Origin of the sequence: Nocardiopsis camelliae (genome assembly GCF_028993595.1) — a bacterium.
In the GTDB taxonomy this organism is placed as follows: domain Bacteria; phylum Actinomycetota; class Actinomycetes; order Streptosporangiales; family Streptosporangiaceae; genus Nocardiopsis; species Nocardiopsis dassonvillei.
This window is the reverse complement of the sequence record NZ_CP118614.1, coordinates 5,004,847-5,026,077: the sequence shown is the minus strand read 5'-3', so window position 1 is coordinate 5,026,077 and position 21,231 is coordinate 5,004,847. Positions and strand designations below refer to the sequence as shown.

Sequence of the window (21,231 nt, the reverse complement as noted above, 5' to 3'; positions counted from 1 at the left end):
CATGACCAGAGACGACCGCGAGGACGCCCGGCGCGGCGAGGACGGCGGAGCCGAGCCGCCCCGCTGGAAGGGCGGCGGGTCCTCCTCGGGAGCCGGTTCCCGCCTCGGCGGCCTGTTCGACGGGCTCCCCGAGAGCGGGCGCGGCGCCCGGGCCCGGCCCCCGCGCGGTTCCTCGGGCCCGGCCAACCCGTTCCGGCAGCGGCCCCGGCCCCCCGCACCGGCCGACCCCGCGCCACGGGTCCCCTCCGCGCCGGTCTCGCCCTACGGCGCGCTTCCCCTGGACATCCCCCCGGCCCCGCGCCCGGAGGCCGAGCGCTCGGCGGACGCCCCCGCGGCGGACGCGCCGCCGACCGGATCGCCGCACCGGCCCGACGTCATCCCCCCGCGCGCCGGCGAGCACGCCACCGCGACCGAGGCGGCCGACCCGGGATCCGGGCCGAGACCGGTCCCCGAGAGCCACGAGCGGACCGCGCCCTCCGCCGAGGCAGAACCTCCGGCCGAACCCGGTGGTCCGGCCGGGCAGGAGACCCCCGTCGAGCCGCGGCCCCCCGCCGAACCGGAGCTCTCGACGGCGCTCGCGGACGCGGCGGAACTCGCGAGGTCGGCGGTGCTCGCCAAGGCGGCGCGCCCGCTGGGAAAGGCGCCCGCGCCTCCGGCCGCACCCGCGCACGGCACGACCACCGCGCGGACCGCCGCACCCGCCCGCCCGACCACGCCCGGCCGCCCGGGCGTACCCGCCCGTCCCGCGGCGTCCGCCCACCCGGCCGCCCCCGCGTACCCGCCGGTGCCCCCGCGCCCTGCCGAACCCGTGCCCACCGAGGAGTCCGCGCACCCCGCCGCGCCCCCGAACACCGGGGCGCCCCCCGGACCGGCCGCTCCCATCGGACCGGCGGTACCCGCACACCAGGCCGCGCACCCCGCACGGACCGTCCGCCCGACCGGGACCACCGCCGACCAGGAGGAGGCGGGGTCCGGCGGGGCCGGAGCACCGACCACAGAACACGGACGCGCGGACCAGCCCTCCGCGACCACCGAGCCGGAGCAGAGCATGCACGCACACGAACCAGCCGCGCCCCTGCCGAGGCCCACCGGGCCTCCCGTCCAGCTCGCTCCCGAGCCGGTGGCCGCGCCCGCCGCCCCGGCCCCCGAGCGGGCCGGCGACGGCTCCGTCCACGCCTACGGCGAGGCCGAGCGCGCCGCCGTCTACCGGGCCATCCGCGAACGCCGCGACGTCCGGACGGGCTTTCGGCCCGACCCCGTGCCCCACGACGTGCTCACCCGCGTCCTGGAGGCCGCCCACCAGGCACCCAGCGTCGGCGACTCCCAGCCATGGGACTTCCTGGTCATCCAGGACCCCGGCCTGCGCGCCCGTGTGGGCGACCTCGCCGCGGCCGAGCGCGAGGACCACGCCCACGCGCCGCCGGGCGTCCGCGCCCGCGCCTTCGCCGGGCTCAAGGCCGAGGCGGTCCTCGACGCGCCCCTGAACATCGCCGTCACCGTCGACCCCGCACGGGGAGGACGCCACGCCCGGGGCCGCCACGCCCGCCCCCTGAGCGCCGACCACGCCGCGGCGCTCGCCGTGGAGAACCTCTGGATCGCCGCGCGCGCCGAGGGCCTGGGCGTCGGCTGGCTCACCTTCGTCGACGAGCGCGACGTCGCCCGCGCCCTCGAACTCCCCGCCCACCTGGACCTGGCCGCCTACCTGTGCGTCGGCTACGTGGAGGAGTTCCCCGCCGAGTCCGAGCTCACCCTCTCCGGCTGGGCCGGGGAGCGTCCCCTGTCCTGGGCGGTGCACCACGACCGCTACGGCCGCCGCGGTCTGCCCGGCCAGAGCCCCACGAGCCTGCTGGAGGAGACCATCACCGCCGTCGGAGCCCTGGACACACGCGCGATGGAGGAGGCCAGGGACCGTCAGGACCGGATGACCAAGCCGCTCGGCTCCCTCGGCTTCCTGGAGGAGGTCTCGGTCCAGCTGGCCGGGATCTTCGGACAGTGCCCGCCGCCGATCCCCGACCCGGCCGCCGTCGCCGTGTTCGCGGGCGACCACGGCGTGCACGCCCAGGGGGTGACCCACTGGCCCCAGGAGGTCACCGCCCAGATGGTGCACAACTTCCTGGAGGGCGGCGCCGTCGTCAACGCCTTCGCCGCCCAGGTCGGTGCCGAGGTCACCGTCGTGGACGTCGGCGTGGCCGCGGACCTGCCCGGCGCCCCCGGCCTGCTGGCCCGCAAGGTCGCGCACGGCACCGCCGATCTCACCCAGGGGCCCGCGCTCACCCGCGAGCAGGCCCTCCAGGCCCTGGAATGCGGCATCGAGGTCGCCCGCGACCTGGTCTCCGCGGGCAACCGCTGCCTGATCACCGGCGACATGGGCATCGCCAACACCACCCCGGCCGCCGCCCTGGTGTGCGCCTTCACCGGAGCCGACCCCGCACACGCCACCGGGAGGGGCACCGGCGTGGACGACGCCGTCTACGCCCACAAGGTCGACGTGGTGCGCCGCGCCCTGGCCGCGAACCCCGTCGACCCGGCCGACCCCATCGGCACCCTGGCCGCCCTGGGCGGCCTGGAGCACGCCGCCCTGGCGGGGTTCGTGCTCGGCGGCGCCGCCCTGCGCGTTCCGGTGCTGCTGGACGGGGTCATCGCCGGATCGGCCGCCCTGGCCGCCGCCGCGATCTCCCCGGACGCCCTCAGCGCCTGCTTCGCCGGGCACCGCTCCAGCGAGCCCGGGCACAGCCTGGCCCTGGAGCACCTGGGCCTGCGCCCCCTGGTCGACCTGGAGATGCGCCTGGGCGAGGGCTCCGGAGCGCTGCTGGCGCTGCCGCTGCTCCAGAGCGCGGCGCGCGTCCTGCGCGACGTCGCCACCTTCGACGACGCGGGCGTCTCCACGGCCTCCTGACCTGGAGCGGCCCACCGTCCCCGCTCGCACCGACCCCCGGTGCGGGCGGGCTCACACCCCCGGTGCGGCACCCGTTTACACCCGCGTAATACCTCTTTGACAAGGTACTTTTGGAGCAATCGCCGAACTATCGCCGGCGGCTGGCGGTCCTCCTCCGCCAGCACCCCGCCGTCGTCGCCGGGGACCGGCACGGACGACCGAAGGGGCGCGACACATGACCTATCTCCTTGGTTTGCGCATGCGGGGACGCGACGTCCTCGTCGTCGGAGGGGGCAGGGTCGCCCAGCGGCGCGTCCCCGTGCTCATCGACGCGGGCGCCCGCGTCACCCTGGTCTCCCCCGAGGCCTCGGCGGCCCTGGAGGACCTCGCCTCGGCCGGACGCCTCACCTGGCACCGGCGCCCCTACGCCCCCGGCGACGTCGCGGGTCCGGACGCCCCCGCCCACTGGCTCGTGCACGCCGCCACCGACGACCCCGCGGTCAACGCCGCCGTCGCCGAGGAGGCCGAGAACGCCCGCGTGTGGTGCGTGCGCGCCGACGACCGCCACGCCTCCTCCGCCTGGACCCCCGCCAGCGGCAGCGCGGCCGGGGTCACCGTGGGCGTCGTCGCCTCCGGGGACCCCCGCCGCTCGGCCGGACTGCGCGACGCCGTCGTCGACGGCCTCGCCGACGGCACCCTCGACGCCCGCCGCGGACGCGAGCGCCTGCGCGGCGTCGCCCTCGTGGGAGGCGGCCCCGGCGACCCCGGCCTGATCACGGTGCGGGGACAGCAGCTCCTCTCCCAGGCCGACGTGGTGGTGGTCGACCGGCTCGCCCCCACCTCCCTCCTGGACCGCCTGCCCGCCGACGTCGAGATCGTCGACGCCGCCAAGATCCCCTACGGCCGCTCCATGACGCAGGAGGAGATCAACGCGACCCTGGTCGACCGCGCCGGACGCGGGAAGTTCGTGGTGCGCCTCAAGGGCGGCGACTCCTTCCTCTTCGGCCGCGGCGGCGAGGAGGCCGCCGCCTGCGCCGCAGCGGGGATCCCCGTCATCGCCGTGCCCGGTGTGACCAGCGCGCTCGCCGCCCCGGCCAGCGCGGGCATCCCCGCCACCCACCGCGGCGTGGCCCAGGACCTGCACATCGTCTCCGCGCACGTTCCCCCCGGCGACGAGCGCTCCACGGTCGACTGGGCCGGACTGGCCCGCGCGGGCGGTACCGTCGTCGTCCTCATGGGGGTGGAGCGGATCGAGGCGATCGCCGAGGCCCTCGTCTCCCACGGCAGATCCGCCGACACCCCCGCGGCGGTGGTACAGGAGGCCACGCTGCCGGGTCAGCGGACCGTCACGGGTACGCTGGCCACCATCGCCGCCGCGGCCCGATCGGCCGGAGTGCGGCCCCCCGCGGTACTGATCATCGGAGAAGTGGTCAAAACAGCGCGGGATCTTGACATACTGCACACAGGAAACCAGTTCGAGACCCGTCGACTGGCGACCGGGCGCGATCTCCAGTGAGACCTCCGCCCGCGGCGTACGTCGCTCCGCGGCGGGGACCGTCAGCACCGATGAGGAGGGCACACCGATCATGACCCGGCCGTCGGCCGCACCGGGGACCAACGGTCCCGGCGCTCCGGACCGGTTCGGAACCGGACCGGCCGCCACCTCCGAACAGCCCGCCCAGGGCTCCGCACCCGCGCGCGAGGCCGACAGCGCGGCCGTCGGCGCCCGACGGGGGCCCACCGTGCCGCTCGCCGCCGGACCGGCCAAGCACCGCGCCCCCCAACCCGAAGAGAACCACTTCGAACAGGTCCTGGAAGCACTGCGCAAGCACATCCGGGACCTGGAGTTCGCCGAGGGCCTGCCCAGTGACGAGGAGGGCCGCGCACTCCAGGCGGACGTGCTCGCCCAGCTCTCCGACTACGTCCTGCCCCGGGTCCGCCGCCCCGACATCCCGCTGCTGATCGCGGTCGCCGGATCCACCGGAGCGGGCAAGTCCACCCTGGTCAACAGCCTGGTCGGCGAACAGGTCACCACCACGGGCGTGCGCCGCCCCACCACCAACAGCCCCGTCCTGGCCTGCAACCCCGCCGACGTCGACTGGTTCAGCGAGGCCTCCTTCATCCCCTCCCTGCCGCGCGTGCGCCAGCAGGGCCTGGCCATGCCGGGCAAGGACGGCATGCTCGTGCTCGCCGCCACCGAGGCCATGCCCCCGGGCGTGGCCCTGCTCGACACCCCCGACGTCGACTCCGCCGTCGCCGCGCACCACGAGTTCGCGGCCAAGTTCCTCGACGCCGCCGACCTGTGGGTGTTCGTCACCACCAGCAGCCGCTACGCCGACGCGCGCGTGTGGGAGTTCCTCCAGGTCGCCCGCGACCGCGACACCTCCCTGGCCGTCGTGCTCTCCCGGGTGCCGCGCAGGGGCAGGCGCCAGCTCCTGGACCACTTCGGCGCGATGCTGGAGGCCAACGGGCTGGGCGCGGCCGCCCGGTTCGCCATCCCCGAGACCGACCAGATCCGGGGCGAGCGCTTCACCTCCAACGTCGCCGAACACATCCGCGACTACCTGGCGGAGGTCGCGGGCGAGGCCGAGCAACGCGACCGCGTCTCACGGCGCACCTTCATCGGCGTCATCGACAGCTTCCGGACGCGGGTGCCCGAACTGGCCCGCCAGGTGGAGACGCAGATCGAGACCGGGCGCACCCTCACCGCCGCCGTCGACGACTCCTACGCCGCCGCCCGCGACCGCGTCGACGCCAGCCTGGCCGACGGCTCCCTGCTGCGCGGATCGCTGCTCGCCCGCTGGCAGGAGGTCGCGGCCGGGGGAGAGCTCACCAGGAGCCTGCGCCCGCGCGGCAGGCGCACGCGCAGGGGCGGCCGCGCCGAACAGGCCGAGCGCGGCCAGCGGGTCGGCGCCCTGGAACGCGCCGTCCGCGACGGCCTGGAGGCCCTGGTGGTCTCCTCCTGTGAACGCGCCTCCGACGAGGTCGAGCGCAGGTGGCGCGAGGTCCCCGGCGGCGGCGACCTCGCCACCAGGGCCCTCAACCAGCCCGGCACCGGCCTGCTCTCACAGCAGATCCGCCAGGAGATCGCCGAGTGGCAGCGCGGCGTCGTCGAGATGACCACCGCCAGCGGCGCCACCAAGCGCTCCGTGGCGCGGTTCGTCACCTTCGACCACGACGTCGTCGCCCTGGTCCTGATCATCGACCTGCTCGGTTACGAGCGGTCCCGCTCCGGAGGCGGCGCCCACGCGGCCGAGGCCTCCGGCCCTTCCCCGCAGCGCCTGCTCAAGGGGCTGTTCGGCGCCCAGTCACTGCGCAGCATCGGCGCAGCGGCACGGGACGACCTGCGCCAGCGCGTCCAGGGACTGCTCGACAGCGAGCGCGTGCCCTTCGACAGCGCCCTGGCGTCTGCCGCCATCCCGTCCGAGGACACCGCCGTCCAGCTCTACCAGGCCACGTACAACCTTGAGATTGCACGATGACGACTCAATGGAACCCCGCGCAGGCGTACGGGGAGCCCGGTGCGCACGGTCGCGCCGAGGGCGAGGACCGCGAGAACGGACGGAGCGCGCCCGGCGCCGGTGACGACGGGCGCCCCGGTGGCGACGCGGCGTCCGGGCCCTGGCGCGGGTACACCGTGCCGGTCCCCGAGCACCCCGACCACGCCGTGTCCGAGGCGGGCTCCGAGGACCCCGCCTACGACGGCATCGCGGCATACCCCGACCCCTCGGGCGCCGGAGCCCCGCACCGGGGCGTCCAGAGCGGCCAGGGCGCCCCCCGCGGCGCGGACGCGGAGCCGGAGGACCCGGCACCGCCCCCCGCCGCGCAGCGGCGCTCTGGACGCCACGCGCGGTCCCTCGCGGACCCGGAGCGCGAGGGGGACCGCCGCCCCGACGAGGACCGCCACGAGGACCCCGACGGGCTCGCCGGATGGGTCGGCAGCCTCGCCGAGGCGGCCGACGACACCCGGATCGCCGGGCGCGCCACCGGCGCCTTCCCGGTCGTGGGCCAGCAGCCGGGGGACCGGGACGAGGACCGGGCGCCGCACCGCGCCCGGGAGGCCTCCCCGGACCAGGGCGGGCACGAGGCCTCCGAGGAGCCCGCGCCGGCCGGACCCGACGCCTCGGAGGGGCCCGAACCGCTGCCCCGCCGCGTCCCCGGCCCCTCCGCGGTCTCCGGGGCCTTCCGCGCCGTGGGCGCCGACACCGCCGCCGACGCGGAGGAGGACGAGGAGTACCGTCCCACCACCCACGACACCTGGCACTCCGCCCGCTCCACCACCCGGGCCGAGCTGATCGAGCGCCTGGACGCGCTGTCCACCCTCACCGAGCTGGGCCGCGACGACCTGCCGCAGGAACTCGTCGCCCGGTCCACCCAACTGCTCGACCACGCCGGGGCACGGCTGCGGCTGTCGGGCGACCACACCGTGGTCGCCCTGGCGGGCGGCACCGGCAGCGGCAAGTCCTCGCTGTTCAACGCCCTGTGCGGGCTCCAGCTGTCGCAGACCGGCGTCACCAGGCCCACTACCTCCAAGGCGCACGCCTGCGTGTGGGGCCACGAGGGGGCCGACGCCCTCCTGGGCTGGCTGGGCGTCCCGACCCGCTACCGCCACTCGCGCACCAGCGTCCTGGACACGGGCAGCTCCGAGCTGACCGGCCTGGTCCTGCTCGACCTGCCCGACCACGACTCGGTCCGCAGCATGCACACCGCCGAGGCCGACCGCCTCATCGGCTCGGTCGACCTGCTGGTGTGGGTGCTCGACCCCCAGAAGTACGCCGACGCCGCGGTGCACCACCGCTACCTGGCCCAGATGGCCGGGCACGGCGCGGTCACCGTCGCCGTCCTCAACCAGGTCGACAAGGTCGAGCCCGACGAGCTGGAGGAACTGCTCACCGACCTGCGCCGCCTGCTGGAGACGGAGTCGGGGGTGCACCCGCGCGTGATCACCACGTCCACTCTCACCGGCCAGGGCATCCGCGACCTGCACGAGTTCCTCGCCGAGACGGTGGGCGAGCGGCGCGCGCTGGTGGACCGGCTGGCCGCCGACCTGGACCAGGTGGTCGAGCCCTTCGGCGAGTTCCACGGCGAGGGCGCGGTGCCCGAGGCGGTCCCGGACCAGGTGCGCGCCCGCGTCCAGGAGGGGCTGGCCAACGCGGCCGGTGTGGCGGCGGTCGCCGACGTCACCGAGACCAACGACGTCCGGCGCGGCAGACGCCAGGTCGGCTGGCCGGTGGCCCGCCGCTCGCTGCGGCTGGGCAAGGACCCGCTCGCCGCGGTCCAGTTGGACTTCCTGCGCCGTGACAGCGGGAGCGGTGTGGGCGGCCCGGTGGACGCGCACGAGGCCGAACTGGAGACCGCGCTGGGCGAGGCCGCCGACAGCGTCTCGGAGGGCATGCCCCCGCTGTGGCGCCGCCGCATGCGCGCCGTGGCCCGCGGCGCCGTTCCCGAGCTGCCCGCCGAACTGGGGCAGGCCGTGGCCGGAGCGGTCGGCGATCCCGACCGGAGCCCGTCGTGGTGGAAGGTCGCCCGCGCGGCCCAGTACGCGCTGCTCGCGGTCGCGGGCCTGGGTCTGGCCTGGGCCGTGGTGACCCTGTCGAGCTGGCTGGGCGGCGGCATCACCGGCCTGGCGGTGTTCGACGACCCGGTGTTCGCCGCCTACTCCGGCGTCCTGGTGGTCGCGGCCCTGCTGGTGGGGTGGCTGACCGGGGTGGGCTGCGGCAACCTGGTCGAGGTGGCCGCGGTCCAGCGCCGCGAGGACGTGGAGCGCACGGCCTCCGCCCGGGTCCGGGAGATCACCGGACTGCGCGTGGTGGAGCCGCTGGAGGCCGAACTGGCAAGGTACCGGGCGTTCCGGGCGGCCTACGAGGTGGCCAGTACGGCGGACTGACCCCGGGGCCGGACGGGCGCTGACGCCCGGGCCGGAGCCCCACCGCGTTTCCGAGGCCGGGGACGGGCGGCACCGCGCCGCCCGTCCCCGGTGATCTTCACTCAGCTGTAACGGGTTCTAGACCCAGACAGTGCCGTTGTACATGTGTGCTCCTTGTAGTGAGTGCCGTGGGAGCCCGGGTGTTCGGGGTGTCAGGCGGTCGACACGCCGTGCCACACAGTGGCTACCGTGGAGGGTCCCTACGGCAGGATGCCCTAGATCACCGCTGAGCCCAACCCCGTGAAAACCGGGTGCCCCGGCCGCAAGCCCGTTACCCACGGCGATCACACAATCAGCAATTAAGTTATTACCCAACGTAATGTAAAGTGGAGCGTGTCGCGGGACTGGCGAGCCGCACCGTCGTCGGGCCCCGACGCCCCGTTGTCGTAACCGACTGGCACCGTAAGGGAACGCGCGGCGAAACAACCCCGTCGAAGGGAGAACCGTGGGAGGCGGTGGACCCATCAGAGGCGGGTGTAGGAGTCGGACGGTGGAGAGCGATGTGAGGAGGGAGGCGCAACGGTGAGCATCTCTGAGAAGCCGATCGCGCCGGCCGGGCGTCCCGAGGACGAACGTCCGCGCTGGCCGATCCTCCAGCAGCCCCGCGGGCTGGTCGTCTACATGGCGCTGCTCGTGTCCGCGACGCTGTTCCTGTTCGGAGGCGCGGTGGCGCTGACCGCCCCCGCGGTGATGGACGCGGTCACCCTGGTCGCGCTGCTGGCGGGCGCCGTGCTCTGCGTGGAGGCGGGCCGCCGCCTCGGCACGCCGGCCGGGATCAACCGGGACTTCCTGGGGGCCTGGTGGTTCCCGGCGGTCCTCCTGCTGCCGCCGCTGTACGCGCTGATCCTGCCGGTGCCCGTCTTCCTGATGCTCCAGTACCGCACGCGCCGGGCGCTGCTCCACCGGCGGGTGTTCAACGCCGCCTCCATCGCCCTGTCCGGGTTCCTGGCCTCGGTGACCTGGCACTCGATCTGGGGCGGCGGCCTCGTCGACGGGCTCGGCGGCACCCCCGGCGCGCACGAGTACCTGACCACGGGCCCCGGCGTGCTCGTCGCCGTGCTGTGCTGCACGGGTTTCACCGTCCTCAACAACCTGCTCGTCGCGGTTGCCGCGCGGATCAGCAGCGGCCCCGGGCACACCCTGCGGCCCATGTGGGACCGCGAGGCCCTCATCGTGGACGCCGTCGAGTTATGTGTCGGCGTCACCGTCGCCATCCTCGCCCACCTGTCGCTGTTCCTGCTGTTCATCGCGGTCCCCCCGGTGCTGCTCCTCCAGCGCAGCCTGATGTACCAGCAACTCCAGATGGCCGCGCGGACCGATCCCAAGACCGGCCTGCTCAACGCCCCCACCTGGGAGCAGGAGGCGTCGGTGGAGATCGCCAGGGCCCGCTCCGCGCGGGGCAGGGCGGCGGTGCTGATCATCGACATCGACCACTTCAAGAGGGTCAACGACAACCACGGGCACCTGTTCGGAGACCAGGTGCTGCTGGGCGTCGCCACCACCATCGCCCAGCAGCTGCGCCAGTCCGACCTGCTCGGCCGGTTCGGCGGAGAGGAGTTCGTGGTACTGCTGCCGGGCTCCGACACCGCCGAGGCCTGGCGGGCCGCCGAACGCCTGCGCTCGCAGGTGGGACGCATGGAGATCGCGGTGGACGACGTGCCGGTGTCCATCACCATCTCGATCGGCGCGGCCGTCATCGGCGACCACGGCAACGACCTGGTGGAGCTGCTCACCGCGGCCGACCTCGCGCTCTACCGGGCCAAGGAGACCGGCCGCAACCGCGTGTGCCTGCCCGCCGGGCGCCCCGGGAGCGGCGGCAAGATCCCGGGGCCCCGGGGAGGGGAGATCTCCGGTCACAAGGAGCACACGGATCCCACCGAGCACACCGAACTTCCCTGACCTGCGGCTTCGTGGTCTGACGGAGTTGTCCACAACGCCAAGGAGGGCGTTGCGCCCGAACCGTCTGATCACGCACCGTGAAGGTATGCACTCTGACCAGCCGCACCACTCCCTCGGCCCCTCCGACCCCAGGCGCCCCCTCGACTCCGCACCGGACCCCGACCGTCCCGCCCAGTCCGACCGTCCGACCCCGCCCGGGCGCTCCCAGGGCGGCGGCGCTCCCGTCCCCCCGCCCCGGAGCCCCGGCGGGCCGGGGCGGACCGGCCCCGCCGCCGCGGCGGGCGCCGCCCTCACCCTCACCAACCCGACCGACATCATCGCGACCCTGCCCTACCTGGTGGGGACGCCGCCCGATCCGGGGATCGTGGTCCTCGCCGTGCGCGACAAGGGCGTGCACTCGGCGTTCTGCGGCGACCTGGACCGCCTGGCCGCCGCCGGCGACCCGCTGGAGCGCGCGGTCGTCCCCGTGGACATGGCCGCCGCGGAGGGCTGCACCTCCCTGGTGGTCGTGGCCTACGGGCCGCCCGAACGGGTCACGCCCCACGTCGACAGGATCCTGTCCGCCGCCCGGAGCCGCGGCCTGGCCGTCGTCGACGCCCTGCGGGTCACCGGCGGCCGCTACTGGTCCTACACCTGTGCCAGGGCCGAGTGCTGTCCGGTGGAGGGGACGGTGGTCAACGTGGACAGCTCCACCGTCCCGGCCAGCGCGGTCCTGCACGGGATCGTCCCGGTCCAGCCGCTCTCGGAGGTCACGGCCGAGATCGAGCGGGTGCGGGAGGTGCTGCGGCCCGTGCACGGCCCCGAACGCGCCGCGATGGACGCGGTCGCCGGAGAGGTGCGGGCGCGCGCCCGGCGGCTCCTGGAGCAGGGGATGCGGGGCTCGCTCACCGACCGCGGCCTGAGCGCCGTGCTCGCGGCGGTGCGGGCCGAACGGGAGGGCCGGGGCGTCACCGACCAGGAGGAACTGGCCTGGCTGGGGGTCTACCTCGGCGAGATCCGGGTGCGCGACGAGGCGTGGGCGCGCATCACCGCAGAGGCGGCCCCCGCCCACCAGGAACTGTGGGCCCGGGTCACCCGCCACCTGCCCCGGCACCAGCGGGCGGCACCCGCCTCCCTGCTGGCGGTCGCGGCCTGGCAGCGCGGGGACGAGCCCCTGGCCGCCGCGGCGCTGGAGGTGGCCCTGGACGCCGACCCCGGCTACTCCATGGCGGTGCTGATGAGCCGGGCCCTGGCCTGGGGGCTGCCCGTGGAGCGCTGGCGGGAGTTCACGCCCCGCTGGCTGCGGGCGAGGAGCAAGCGGCCGCGGGAGTGAGGGGCGCGGCCTCCGCGGGGCGGGTCCGGGCCGCGACCGCCGCCCGGAACCGGCTCCCGCGGGCCCGAACCATGGCGGGGGCATTGGCCGCGACACCCTAGGCTTGGACTCATGCCGGAGTACATCTACACCATGAACAACGTGCGCAAGGCGCACGGCGACAAGGTCGTCCTGGACAACGTTTCGGGGTCGTTCCTGCCCGGAGCCAAGATCGGCGTCGTGGGCCCCAACGGTGCGGGTAAGTCGACGCTTCTGAAGATCATGGCCGGCATCGAGCAGCCGTCCAACGGCGAGGCGAGGCTCATGCCCGGTTTCACCGTCGGTCTGCTCGCGCAGGAACCCCACCTCGACCCGGACAAGACCGTCCTGGAGAACGTCGAGGACGGCGTCGCCGAGACCAAGGCGATGCTGACCCGCTTCAACGAGATCGCCGAGCAGATGGCGACGGACTACTCCGACGACCTGCTGGAGGAGATGGGCAAGCTCCAGGAGCAGCTCGACCACCGGGGCGCCTGGGACCTGGACAGCCAGCTGGAGCAGGCGATGGACGCGCTGCGCTGCCCGCCCGGCGACGCCTCCGTCACCCAGCTCTCCGGTGGCGAGAAGCGCCGCGTGGCCCTGTGCAAGCTCCTCCTGGAGCAGCCCGACCTGCTGCTGCTCGACGAGCCCACCAACCACCTGGACGCCGAGAGCGTGAACTGGCTGGAGCAGCACCTGGCCAAGTATCCGGGCACCATCATCGCGATCACACACGACAGGTACTTCCTGGACCACGTCGCCACGTGGATCCTGGAGCTGGACCGGGGCCAGTTCTACCCCTACGAGGGCAACTACAGCGTCTACCTGGAGACCAAGCAGGCCCGCCTGAAGGTCGAGGGGCAAAAGGACGCCAAGAAGGCCAAGCGGCTCAAGGACGAGCTGGAGTGGGTCCGCTCCAACGCCAAGGCCCGCCAGACCAAGAGCAAGGCCCGCCTCCAGCGCTACGAGGAGATGGCCGCCGAGGCCGACAAGACCCGCAAGCTGGACTTCGAGGAGATCCAGATCCCGCCGGGCCCGCGTCTGGGCAACACCGTGGTCGAGGTCAAGAACCTCACCAAGGGCTTCGACGACCGCGTGCTCATCGAGGACCTGAGCTTCTCGCTGCCGCCCAACGGCATCGTCGGCGTCATCGGCCCCAACGGCGTCGGCAAGACGACGCTGTTCAAGATGATCGTCGGTGAGGAGACCCCCGACCAGGGCAGGATCAACGTCGGCGAGACCGTCGAGATCTCCTACGTCGACCAGTACCGCGGCCGCATCGACGACACCAAGAATGTCTGGGAGACCATCTCCGACGGCGAGACCTTCATCGAGGTCGGCAAGGTCGAGATCCCCAGCCGCGCCTACGTCGCCGCGTTCGGCTTCAAGGGCTCCGACCAGCAGAAGCCGTCCGGGGTGCTCTCCGGCGGTGAGCGCAACCGCGTGAACCTGGCCCTCACCCTCAAGCAGGGCGGCAACCTCCTGCTCCTGGACGAGCCCACCAACGACCTGGACGTGGAGACCCTCGGCTCGCTGGAGAACGCGCTGCTGGACTTCCCCGGCTGCGCCGTGATCACCTCCCACGACCGCTGGTTCCTCGACCGTGTCGCCACGCACATCCTGGCGTGGGAGGGCGACGCCAACTGGTACTGGTTCGAGGGCAACTTCGAGTCCTACGAGAAGAACAAGGTGGAGCGCCTGGGCGCCGACGCCGCGCGCCCGCACGCGGTCACCCACCGCAAGCTCACCCGCGACTGACCGGCCGGGGCCGAGCGCCCCGCGCCGAGCGGTTCCCAGGGCCCGCGGCCGGATCCCCGATCCGGCCGCGGGCCCCCGTGCTCTCCGCCCGGACGACTCGTCCGGGCCGGGGCGGTCGCATACCCTGGTGGCGATGACTTCCGCGCGCGATTCCCAGCAGAGCGCGGGCGAAAAGCCCGTGCAGATGACGTTCTACGAGGCCGTGGGCGGTGAGGAGACCTTCACCCGCCTGGTCCGCCGCTTCTACGAGGGGGTGGCCGACGACCCCGTGCTGCGGCCCATGTACCCCGAGGAGGACCTCGGCCCAGCCGAGGAGCGCCTGCGCCTGTTCCTCATCCAGTACTGGGGCGGCCCCCGCACCTACAACGAGCAGCGGGGCCACCCACGGCTGCGCATGCGGCACGTGCCGTTCCGCATCGGCACCTCCGAGCGCGACCTGTGGCTCGCGCACATGCGTGCCGCGGTGGACTCCCTGGAGCTGCACGAGGCCCTGGAGCGTCAGCTCTGGGAGTACATGGTGATGGCCGCGCACAGCATGGTCAACGTGCCCGAGGAGACCACCGCCCCCGAGGTCGCCAACCCCACCCGGGTCTCGGTGTCGGCCAAGGGCGACGACGGGGACGACGGCGAGGCCGTCACCATCTCCCTCAAGTGACCCGGGGCGACACGGCCGCCGGGACCGGGCCGCCCGGTCCCCGCGGCGCTCAGGCGTAGTCGGCGAGGAAGGCGCGCTCGACCTCGTCGAGCCGCCGGGCGCGCTGCGTGGGCACGTCGAAGCCGACCAGCACCGTCCTGGCCCGCAGGTACACCGTGGTCTCGTCCCGGATCTCGTAGGCCAGCGTGAAGCTGGCGTTGCGCACCTCGGTCACCCACAGCTCCACGCGCACCGGCTCGGAGCGGGGCAGCAGCGGGGCCACGTAGTCCGCCTCCTGGCGGGCCACCACCATGGCGCCGAAGACCTCGTCGCCCTCGACGGCGCCGCCGTAGCGCAGGAAGGACACCCGGGCGTCCTCCAGGTAGGTCAGCATCCGCACGTTGTTGACGTGGTGCTGCGGGTCGAGGTCGGCGTAGCGGACCTGCGCGAGGTGCACGTGCCTGCGGGGCTCAGCCGTCCGGGTGTCGGCGGCTCCGCTCTCGGTCTGTGTCACGTCCGGATCCTCTCGCGCTGTTCTCCCGGGGGAGCGGTTCCTCCCGATTGTCTCAACGCCTGGCGGGGGAACGGGCGTCCCCCGGTGCCCGGCCCCTGTGTTGTTGCTCTCGCGGGGCGGACACCGGGGAGGGCGTCTCAGCCCACGCGGAGCCCCAGGTGGTGGGCGAGGAAGGCCAGCTGCTCGGAGTTGAGCGCCACGCTGCGGCTCACCGACCGCGAGCTGTGGCCCACCTCCGACTCCCGGCGCAGCAGGATCGGCCGCTCCTCGGGCGCGGCCGCCGTGGCGTGCTGCATCATCGCGCACAGCTTGCGCGCGTGCAGCGGGTCCACGCGGGTGTCGTTGTCGAACACGGTGAACAGCGTCGCCGGGTAGCGGGTGCCCTCGCGCACGTTGTGGTAGGGCGAGTAGCCCAGCAGCCACCCCAGCTGCTCGGGGTCGTCGGCGGTGCCGTACTCCACGTTCCACAGCTGGCCCAGTCCGAACCGCTCGTAGCGGACCATGTCCAGCAGCGGGGCCGAGCAGACCGCGGCGGTGAACAGGTCCGGCCGCTGTGTGACCATGGCCCCCACCAGCAGCCCGCCGTTGCTGCCGCCCATGACGGCCAGGTGCCCGAGGTCGGTCACCCCGGTGGCGACCAGGTGCTCGGCCGCCGCCGCGCAGTCGTCGAAGACGTTCTGCTTGTTCGCGAACATCCCCGCCCGGTGCCACTCCTCGCCCTCCTCCAGACCGCCGCGCAGGTTGGCGACGGCGTACACGCCGCCCGCGCGCACCCAGGCCAGCGCCACCGCCGAGTAGGCGGGCGTGAGGGAGATGCGAAAGCCCCCGTAGCCGTACAGGATGGTCGGCCGCGGCCCTTCGGCGGGAGCCTGGGGCGAGACCACCAGCATGCGCACGGCCGTGCCGTCGCGGGAGGTGTAGGTGACCTGCTCCACCCGCACGTCGGGCAGGTCGATGTCACCGGGGGCGTCGGCCCACGGCGACACCTCGCCCGAGAGCGCGTCGTAGCGGTACACCGACGAGGGGTGGGTGTTGTCGGTGTAGCCGAACCACGCCTCGTGCCCGCCCTCGGGGCGTTCGACCAGCCCGGCCACGGTGCCCAGGCCGGGCATGTCCAGCCCGCCCAGCGGCTCGCCGGTGGCCAGGTCGTGCCGGGTGATCTCGCTGACGGCGTGGCGGCTGCGCAGGACCAGCAGTTCGTGCCGCTCCATCCCGGGGCCGTCCAGGACCGCGTACCCCTCCAGCACCGCCTCGGGGTCCTCCGGGACCAGGGTGGTCCAGTTCCCGTAGCCGGGGTCGGCGGGGTCGGCCACGCACAGGCGTCCGCGCGGGGCGTCCCGGTCGGTGAACAGGTACAGGCGCCCGTCCCTGCCCACGTGCGGGTACAGGGAGGCGTCCACGCCCTCCTGGAAGGGGACCAGACGCGGCGCGTCCAGGTTCCCGTCGGACAGGTCGGCGATCCAGGCGTCGGTGGCCGCCGAGGTGCCGCGGTTGGCGAGCAGCACCAGCCAGCGCCCGTCCCGGCTCACGACCGGGGTGAAGTACTCGGTCTTGTCGCGGCCCTCACCGAAGACCAGGGTGTCCTGTTCGGCGGGGGTGCCCAGGCGGTGCAGGTAGACGCGGCGGTGGTAGCTCTCCTCGCCCTCGGGCACCTGGTCCCGGGGGAGCCGGCGCACGTAGTAGTAGGCGGAGGAGTCGGGCAGCCAGGCGATCGGGCTGTACCGGACCCGCTCGACGGGCCCGTCCACCAGGTCGCCGGAGGCCACGTCCACGACGCGCAGCACCGACTCCTCGTCGCCGCCCTCGGAGAGCTGGTAGGCCAGGAGCGCGCCGGAGTGGTCGGGTTTCCAGGCGTCCAGCGTGGTCAGACCCTGGGGGTCGAGCGCTCCGGGGTCCACCAGCACCCGCTCGGGGCCGTCGCCGTCCTGGACGTAGAGCACGCCGTGCTCCTGGTCGGCGGCGCGACGGACGAAGAAGCGGCGGTCGCCACGCCACACGGGCGCACCGACGCTTCCGGCGCCCAGCAGGGACCGCACCCGGTCGGCGAACCAGTCCCGTGTGGTGAACCGCGATGAGACCTCGGTGTACAGGGCGTCCTCCGCGGCAGCCCACTCCTTGGTCTGCGCCGAATCGCCGTCCTCCAACCACCGGTAGGGGTCACCGACCGTGTGGCCGTGCAGGTTCTCGATGATGTCCAGCCGTGCGGCCTGGGGGTAGCGGAGTTCACGCATACTTCGCACCCTATCCACCGCCATCCACCCGGGTGTGCCCGGCGCGGCGCCAGTGTGAAAAGGAGCGCCGCCAGCGCACAATGGAGTCGGGAAAAGGGGGAACACGCGGTTTCTGGGCGGCCCAGCGCAAATTGGGGTGGCGCCGGAGCGGTCCGACCACGCAAACTGAATGCGGGACGCAACTCGGCGGGACCACCGGGAGGTCCGTGTGGCAAGGCGTACGGAACCATCGATCCTCGGATCGGTGCACAGGGAGGTCTCCTGGCTGGCCGATCGGCTGGCCGGGGAGGAGACACGGCCGTCACAGACGACGGCTGGGGCGACGCGATGAGCGCCCGAAGCAGCCGGGAGGGTGGCACAGGCACCGCCCGCCGCCACGTGCTGCTGCTCAACGCCAGCTTCGAACCACTGACGACACTGCCTCTGCGCAGGGCGATCCTGCTCGTCCTGAGGGAGAAGGCGGAGGTCGTCCACCAGGACGACGCGGGCGCGATACTGCACTCGGCGACACGCTCCTACGACGTGCCGTCGGTCATCCGGCTCCGACGCTACATCAGCGTCCCCTACAGCCGCAGAGTGCCCCTCACCAGGGTCGCCCTCATGCGGCGCGACAGGCACACCTGCGGCTACTGCGGAAAGAAGGCCGAGACCATCGACCACGTCATCCCGCGCAGCCGCGGCGGCGCGCACGTGTGGGAGAACGTGGTCGCCGCGTGCAAGCCGTGCAACCACCGCAAGGCCGACAAGTTCCTGGACGAACTCGGCTGGGAGCTGCACGTGACCCCCAAGGTGCCCAAGGGGCCCCACTGGCGCCTGATCAACGGTGACCTCCACGGCGACCCCCAGTGGGAGCCGTACATGGCCCACCTGGCCGCCTGATCCGGCGGAGCCGGGACCTTGCGTCCCACCCGGCGCCGCCCCCGACCCCGACCGCCCCCCGGCACACGCGCCGGGGGGCGGTCGCGTGTCCCGGCGCCTTTCCCATCACCACGGTGACGAACGTTCTCCATTTTCTGTCCAGACAGTCTAGACTGTGACCGGAGGTGATCGCCATGAGATGGCAGGTACAGGAACTGAAGCAGCGCACCAGCGAGGTCCTTCGTGCTGTGGAGAGCGAGGGCGACCAGATCATCACGCGCCACGGGCGTGAGGTCGCGGTACTGGTGGACATGGAGGAGTACCGCAGGCTGAAGGGGCAGTCCGGAGGTTTCAAGGAGCTTCTCGGCTCGGTACCTCCGCTGGACGTGCCCGACGAGGTCCGCGTTCCGGACCTCGGACGCGAGATCGACTGGGGCGAACGTTGAGCTTTCTCCTTGACACGAACGTCCTGTCCGAGTTGCGCCGACGCGAGCCGGACCCGGGGTTTCTGAGGTGGTGGGACGAGGTCGAGGACTCGGATCTGTACATCAGTGCACTCGTGGTGGGCGAGATCCGGCTGGGAGTCCGCACACTGCACCACCGCGGCGACCGTGCCCAGGCGCAACGGTTGTCCGACTGGCTTGACCTACTCGTCCGCGCCTACGGCGACAGGATCGTTCCCGTGGACGTGGGAGTCGTTCTCGAGTGGGCTCCGGTGAACGTTCCTGATCGGATTCCCGTGGTCGACGGTCTGATGGCGGCCACCGCCAAGCACCATGGGTGGACGTTCGTCACCCGTAACACCAAGGACGTCGCAGACCGGGGAGTGAGGCTCCTGAACCCCTTCACGGGGTGAGCCGGGGCCAGCCGTATCCTGACCGCATGCCCAGATACGATTTCCGCTGCCGCGAGTGCGGCGACACCTTCGAGCTCTCCCGTCCGATGGCGCGGGCCGGCGACCCGGCGACCTGCCCCCAGGGGCACGGCGACACGGTCCGGCTGCTGTCCACCGTGGCGGTGGGCGGACGCGCGTCCGCCCCCGCGCCCTCCGGTGGAGGGTGCTGCGGGGGCGGCTGCTGCTCCTGAGGGTGGGGGCGGTCGCACCGCCCCCACCTCCGGGTCCGCTACCTCTCGACCTGGGACACGTCGCGCGCGGCGCCGGTCGAGGCCGAGGTCGCCATGGCCGCGTAGGCGCGCAGCGCCGCGGTCACCGGTCGCTGCCGGTCGCGCGGCCTGAAGCGGCCCAGCTCCTTGAGCAGGCGCTCGCGGCGCGCGTCGAGCTCCTCCGCGGAGACCTCCAGCACGATGCCCCGGTTGGGGATGTCGATGCTGACGATGTCGCCGTCCTCCACCAGCGCGATGTCACCGCCCGCGGCGGCCTCGGGGGAGGCGTGGCCGATGGACAGCCCCGACGTGCCGCCGGAGAAGCGGCCGTCGGTGATGAGGGCGCAGGCCTTGCCCAGGCCGCGGCCCTTGAGGAAGCTCGTCGGGTACAGCATCTCCTGCATGCCCGGGCCGCCCTTGGGGCCCTCATAGCGGATGACCACCACGTCACCGGGCTCGATCCGCTTGTTGAGGATGCCGTCCACGGCGTCCTCCTGGGACTCGAACACCTTGGCCGGTCCGGAGAAGGTCCACAGCTCCTCCTCCACACCCGCGGTCTTGACGATCGCGCCGTCGGGGGCGAGGTTGCCGAACAGCACCGCCAGGCCGCCGTCCTTGGTGTAGGCGTGCTCGACGGAGCGGATGCAGCCCTTCTCCCGGTCGGTGTCCAGGGTGTCCCAGCGGGTGTCCTGCGAGTAGGCCTTCGTGGTGCGCTTGCCGCCGGGGGCGGCGTGGAACAGCTCCACGGCCTCGGGCGAGACGGTGTCGGAGACGATGTCCCACTCGGCGATGAACTCGCCGACCGTCTTGCCGTGCACCGTGGGCAGGGAGGTGTCCAGCAGGCCGCCTCGGGCCAGCTCGCCCAGGATGGAGGGGATGCCGCCCGCCCGGTGCACGTCCTCGATGTGGTACTTCTCGGTGTTCGGCGCGACCTTGCACAGGCACGGCACCCGGCGCGAGACCGCGTCGATCTCCGGCAGGCCGAAGCCGACGCCCGCCTCCGTGGCCGCGGCCAGCAGGTGCAGGATCGTGTTGGTGGAGCCGCCCATGGCCACGTCCAGGGCCATGGCGTTGCCGAAGGCCTCGGGGGTGGCGATGGACAGCGGCAGGACGGAGGAGTCGTCGTCCTCGTAGTAGCGCTTGGCTGCCTCCACGACCAGGCGTCCGGCGTCCTCGTACAGGGCGCGGCGGGCGGTGTGGGTGGCCAGCACGGTGCCGTTGCCGGGCAGGGCCAGGCCGATCGCCTCGGTGAGGCAGTTCATCGAGTTGGCGGTGAACATGCCCGAGCAGGAGCCGCAGGTCGGGCAGGCGGCCTCCTCCATCTCGTCCAGCTCGGCCTGGGAGACGCTCTCGTCGGCGGCGGCGATCATGGGGTTGATCAGGTCCAGCTTGCGCACGGTGGTGGCGGTGCCGTCGACCACCGTGACCTTGCCCGCCTCCATAGGGCCGCCGGAGACGAACACCGTGGGGATGTTCAGGCGCAGCGCGGCCAGCAGCATGCCCGGGGTGATCTTGTCGCAGTTGGACACGCACACCAGGGCGTCTGCGCAGTGCGCGTTGACCATGTACTCGACCGAGTCGGCGATCAGCTCGCGGCTGGGCAGGGAGTAGAGCATGCCGCCGTGGCCCATGGCGATGCCGTCGTCCACGGCGATGGAGTTGAACTCGCGGGGGACGCCGCCCGCCTCGCGGACGGCGTTCGCGACGACCTCGGCCACCTCGCGCAGGTGGACGTGGCCCGGGACGAACTCGGTGAAGCTGTTGGCCACGGCCACGATGGGTTTGCCGAAGTCCTCGCGCTCCACACCGGTGGCGCGCATGAGGGCGCGCGCGCCGGCCATGTTCCTGCCGTGGGTGACGGTGCGTGAGCGTAGGGCTGGCATGGGGTGGGCTCCCATCGTTACGGGTGTTTCCCTTCGATGGTAGTCCTTCGTCGCACCGCTCTGGTCTCGGAGTGGAAGACGGGCTATCCGGATCGTGAGACGCCGGTGGTGGGGCGGCCGGTCCGGGGCCGGGCCGCGGCCGTGGTGGGGACGCGGAAAAGCCCCTGGACACGGGAAGGGCCCGGGTGCCACGGCGCTGTGGTCCGTCCCGGGCCGGGG

Annotated in this window: 15 protein-coding genes; 12 read left to right on the top strand and 3 right to left on the bottom strand. The window is 73.4% G+C overall.

Annotation, left to right across the window (positions count from 1 at the left end):
* Nucleotide 1 precedes the first annotated feature (1 nt).
* From cobT to PV789_RS21875, 8 genes are all read left to right on the top strand, one after another.
* Nucleotides 2-2,896, top strand: coding sequence for a nicotinate-nucleotide--dimethylbenzimidazole phosphoribosyltransferase (cobT, locus tag PV789_RS21910; RefSeq protein WP_274974330.1), 2,895 nt, complete (start codon nt 2-4; stop codon nt 2,894-2,896).
* Nucleotides 2,897-3,110: 214 nt separating this feature from the next.
* A complete protein-coding gene (gene cobA / locus PV789_RS21905) occupies nt 3,111-4,391 on the top strand; it encodes a uroporphyrinogen-III C-methyltransferase (RefSeq protein ID WP_274974329.1) in 1,281 nt (426 codons plus the stop codon).
* 70 nt (nt 4,392-4,461) lie between these two features.
* Nucleotides 4,462-6,357 carry a dynamin family protein gene (locus PV789_RS21900; RefSeq protein WP_274974328.1) on the top strand — a complete coding sequence of 632 codons (1,896 nt, stop codon included), beginning with the start codon at nt 4,462-4,464 and terminating at the stop codon, nt 6,355-6,357.
* Nucleotides 6,354-8,762: a GTPase gene (locus tag PV789_RS21895; RefSeq protein ID WP_274974327.1), complete on the top strand. Its 2,409-nt coding sequence runs from the start codon at nt 6,354-6,356 to the stop codon at nt 8,760-8,762. Before PV789_RS21900 ends, PV789_RS21895 begins: the two co-directional genes overlap by 4 nt.
* 561 nt (nt 8,763-9,323) lie before the next feature.
* Nucleotides 9,324-10,700: a GGDEF domain-containing protein gene (locus PV789_RS21890; protein WP_274974326.1), complete on the top strand. Its 1,377-nt coding sequence runs from the start codon at nt 9,324-9,326 to the stop codon at nt 10,698-10,700.
* A gap of 85 nt (nt 10,701-10,785) precedes the next feature.
* On the top strand, nt 10,786-12,012 hold the full coding sequence (locus PV789_RS21885) for a DUF4192 domain-containing protein (protein WP_274974325.1): 1,227 nt from the start codon (nt 10,786-10,788) through the stop codon (nt 12,010-12,012).
* A gap of 111 nt (nt 12,013-12,123) precedes the next feature.
* Nucleotides 12,124-13,788 (top strand): energy-dependent translational throttle protein EttA, encoded by a 1,665-nt coding sequence (ettA, locus tag PV789_RS21880; protein WP_274974324.1) that lies wholly within the window; start codon nt 12,124-12,126, stop codon nt 13,786-13,788.
* 133 nt (nt 13,789-13,921) lie between these two features.
* Nucleotides 13,922-14,443 carry a globin gene (locus tag PV789_RS21875; protein ID WP_274974323.1) on the top strand — a complete coding sequence of 174 codons (522 nt, stop codon included), beginning with the start codon at nt 13,922-13,924 and terminating at the stop codon, nt 14,441-14,443.
* Between the two features lie 49 nt (nt 14,444-14,492).
* Here PV789_RS21875 and PV789_RS21870 read toward each other — a convergent pair whose 3' ends face one another.
* Nucleotides 14,493-14,936: an acyl-CoA thioesterase gene (locus PV789_RS21870; RefSeq protein ID WP_274974322.1), complete on the bottom strand. Its 444-nt coding sequence runs from the start codon at nt 14,934-14,936 to the stop codon at nt 14,493-14,495.
* A gap of 137 nt (nt 14,937-15,073) precedes the next feature.
* Complete coding sequence (locus PV789_RS21865) at nt 15,074-17,167, bottom strand: prolyl oligopeptidase family serine peptidase (protein WP_274974321.1); 2,094 nt, start codon at nt 17,165-17,167, stop codon at nt 15,074-15,076.
* Between the two features lie 378 nt (nt 17,168-17,545).
* Between PV789_RS21865 and PV789_RS21860 the strand changes: the two genes are divergently transcribed.
* From PV789_RS21860 to PV789_RS21845, 4 genes are all read left to right on the top strand, one after another.
* The gene (locus PV789_RS21860; protein ID WP_019611059.1) at nt 17,546-18,046 is read left to right on the top strand and encodes an HNH endonuclease; all 501 of its coding nucleotides are present in this window, start codon (nt 17,546-17,548) and stop codon (nt 18,044-18,046) included.
* 173 nt (nt 18,047-18,219) lie between these two features.
* The gene (locus PV789_RS21855; protein ID WP_274974320.1) at nt 18,220-18,471 is read left to right on the top strand and encodes a type II toxin-antitoxin system Phd/YefM family antitoxin; all 252 of its coding nucleotides are present in this window, start codon (nt 18,220-18,222) and stop codon (nt 18,469-18,471) included.
* Nucleotides 18,468-18,881: a type II toxin-antitoxin system VapC family toxin gene (locus PV789_RS21850; RefSeq protein ID WP_274974319.1), complete on the top strand. Its 414-nt coding sequence runs from the start codon at nt 18,468-18,470 to the stop codon at nt 18,879-18,881. The genes PV789_RS21855 and PV789_RS21850 overlap by 4 nt, the downstream gene beginning before the upstream one ends.
* Before the next feature lie 26 nt (nt 18,882-18,907).
* A complete protein-coding gene (locus tag PV789_RS21845) occupies nt 18,908-19,111 on the top strand; it encodes an FmdB family zinc ribbon protein (RefSeq protein WP_017566030.1) in 204 nt (67 codons plus the stop codon).
* Between the two features lie 38 nt (nt 19,112-19,149).
* Here PV789_RS21845 and ilvD read toward each other — a convergent pair whose 3' ends face one another.
* Nucleotides 19,150-21,012 (bottom strand): dihydroxy-acid dehydratase, encoded by a 1,863-nt coding sequence (ilvD, locus tag PV789_RS21840; RefSeq protein ID WP_274974318.1) that lies wholly within the window; start codon nt 21,010-21,012, stop codon nt 19,150-19,152.
* Nucleotides 21,013-21,231: the final 219 nt, after the last annotated feature.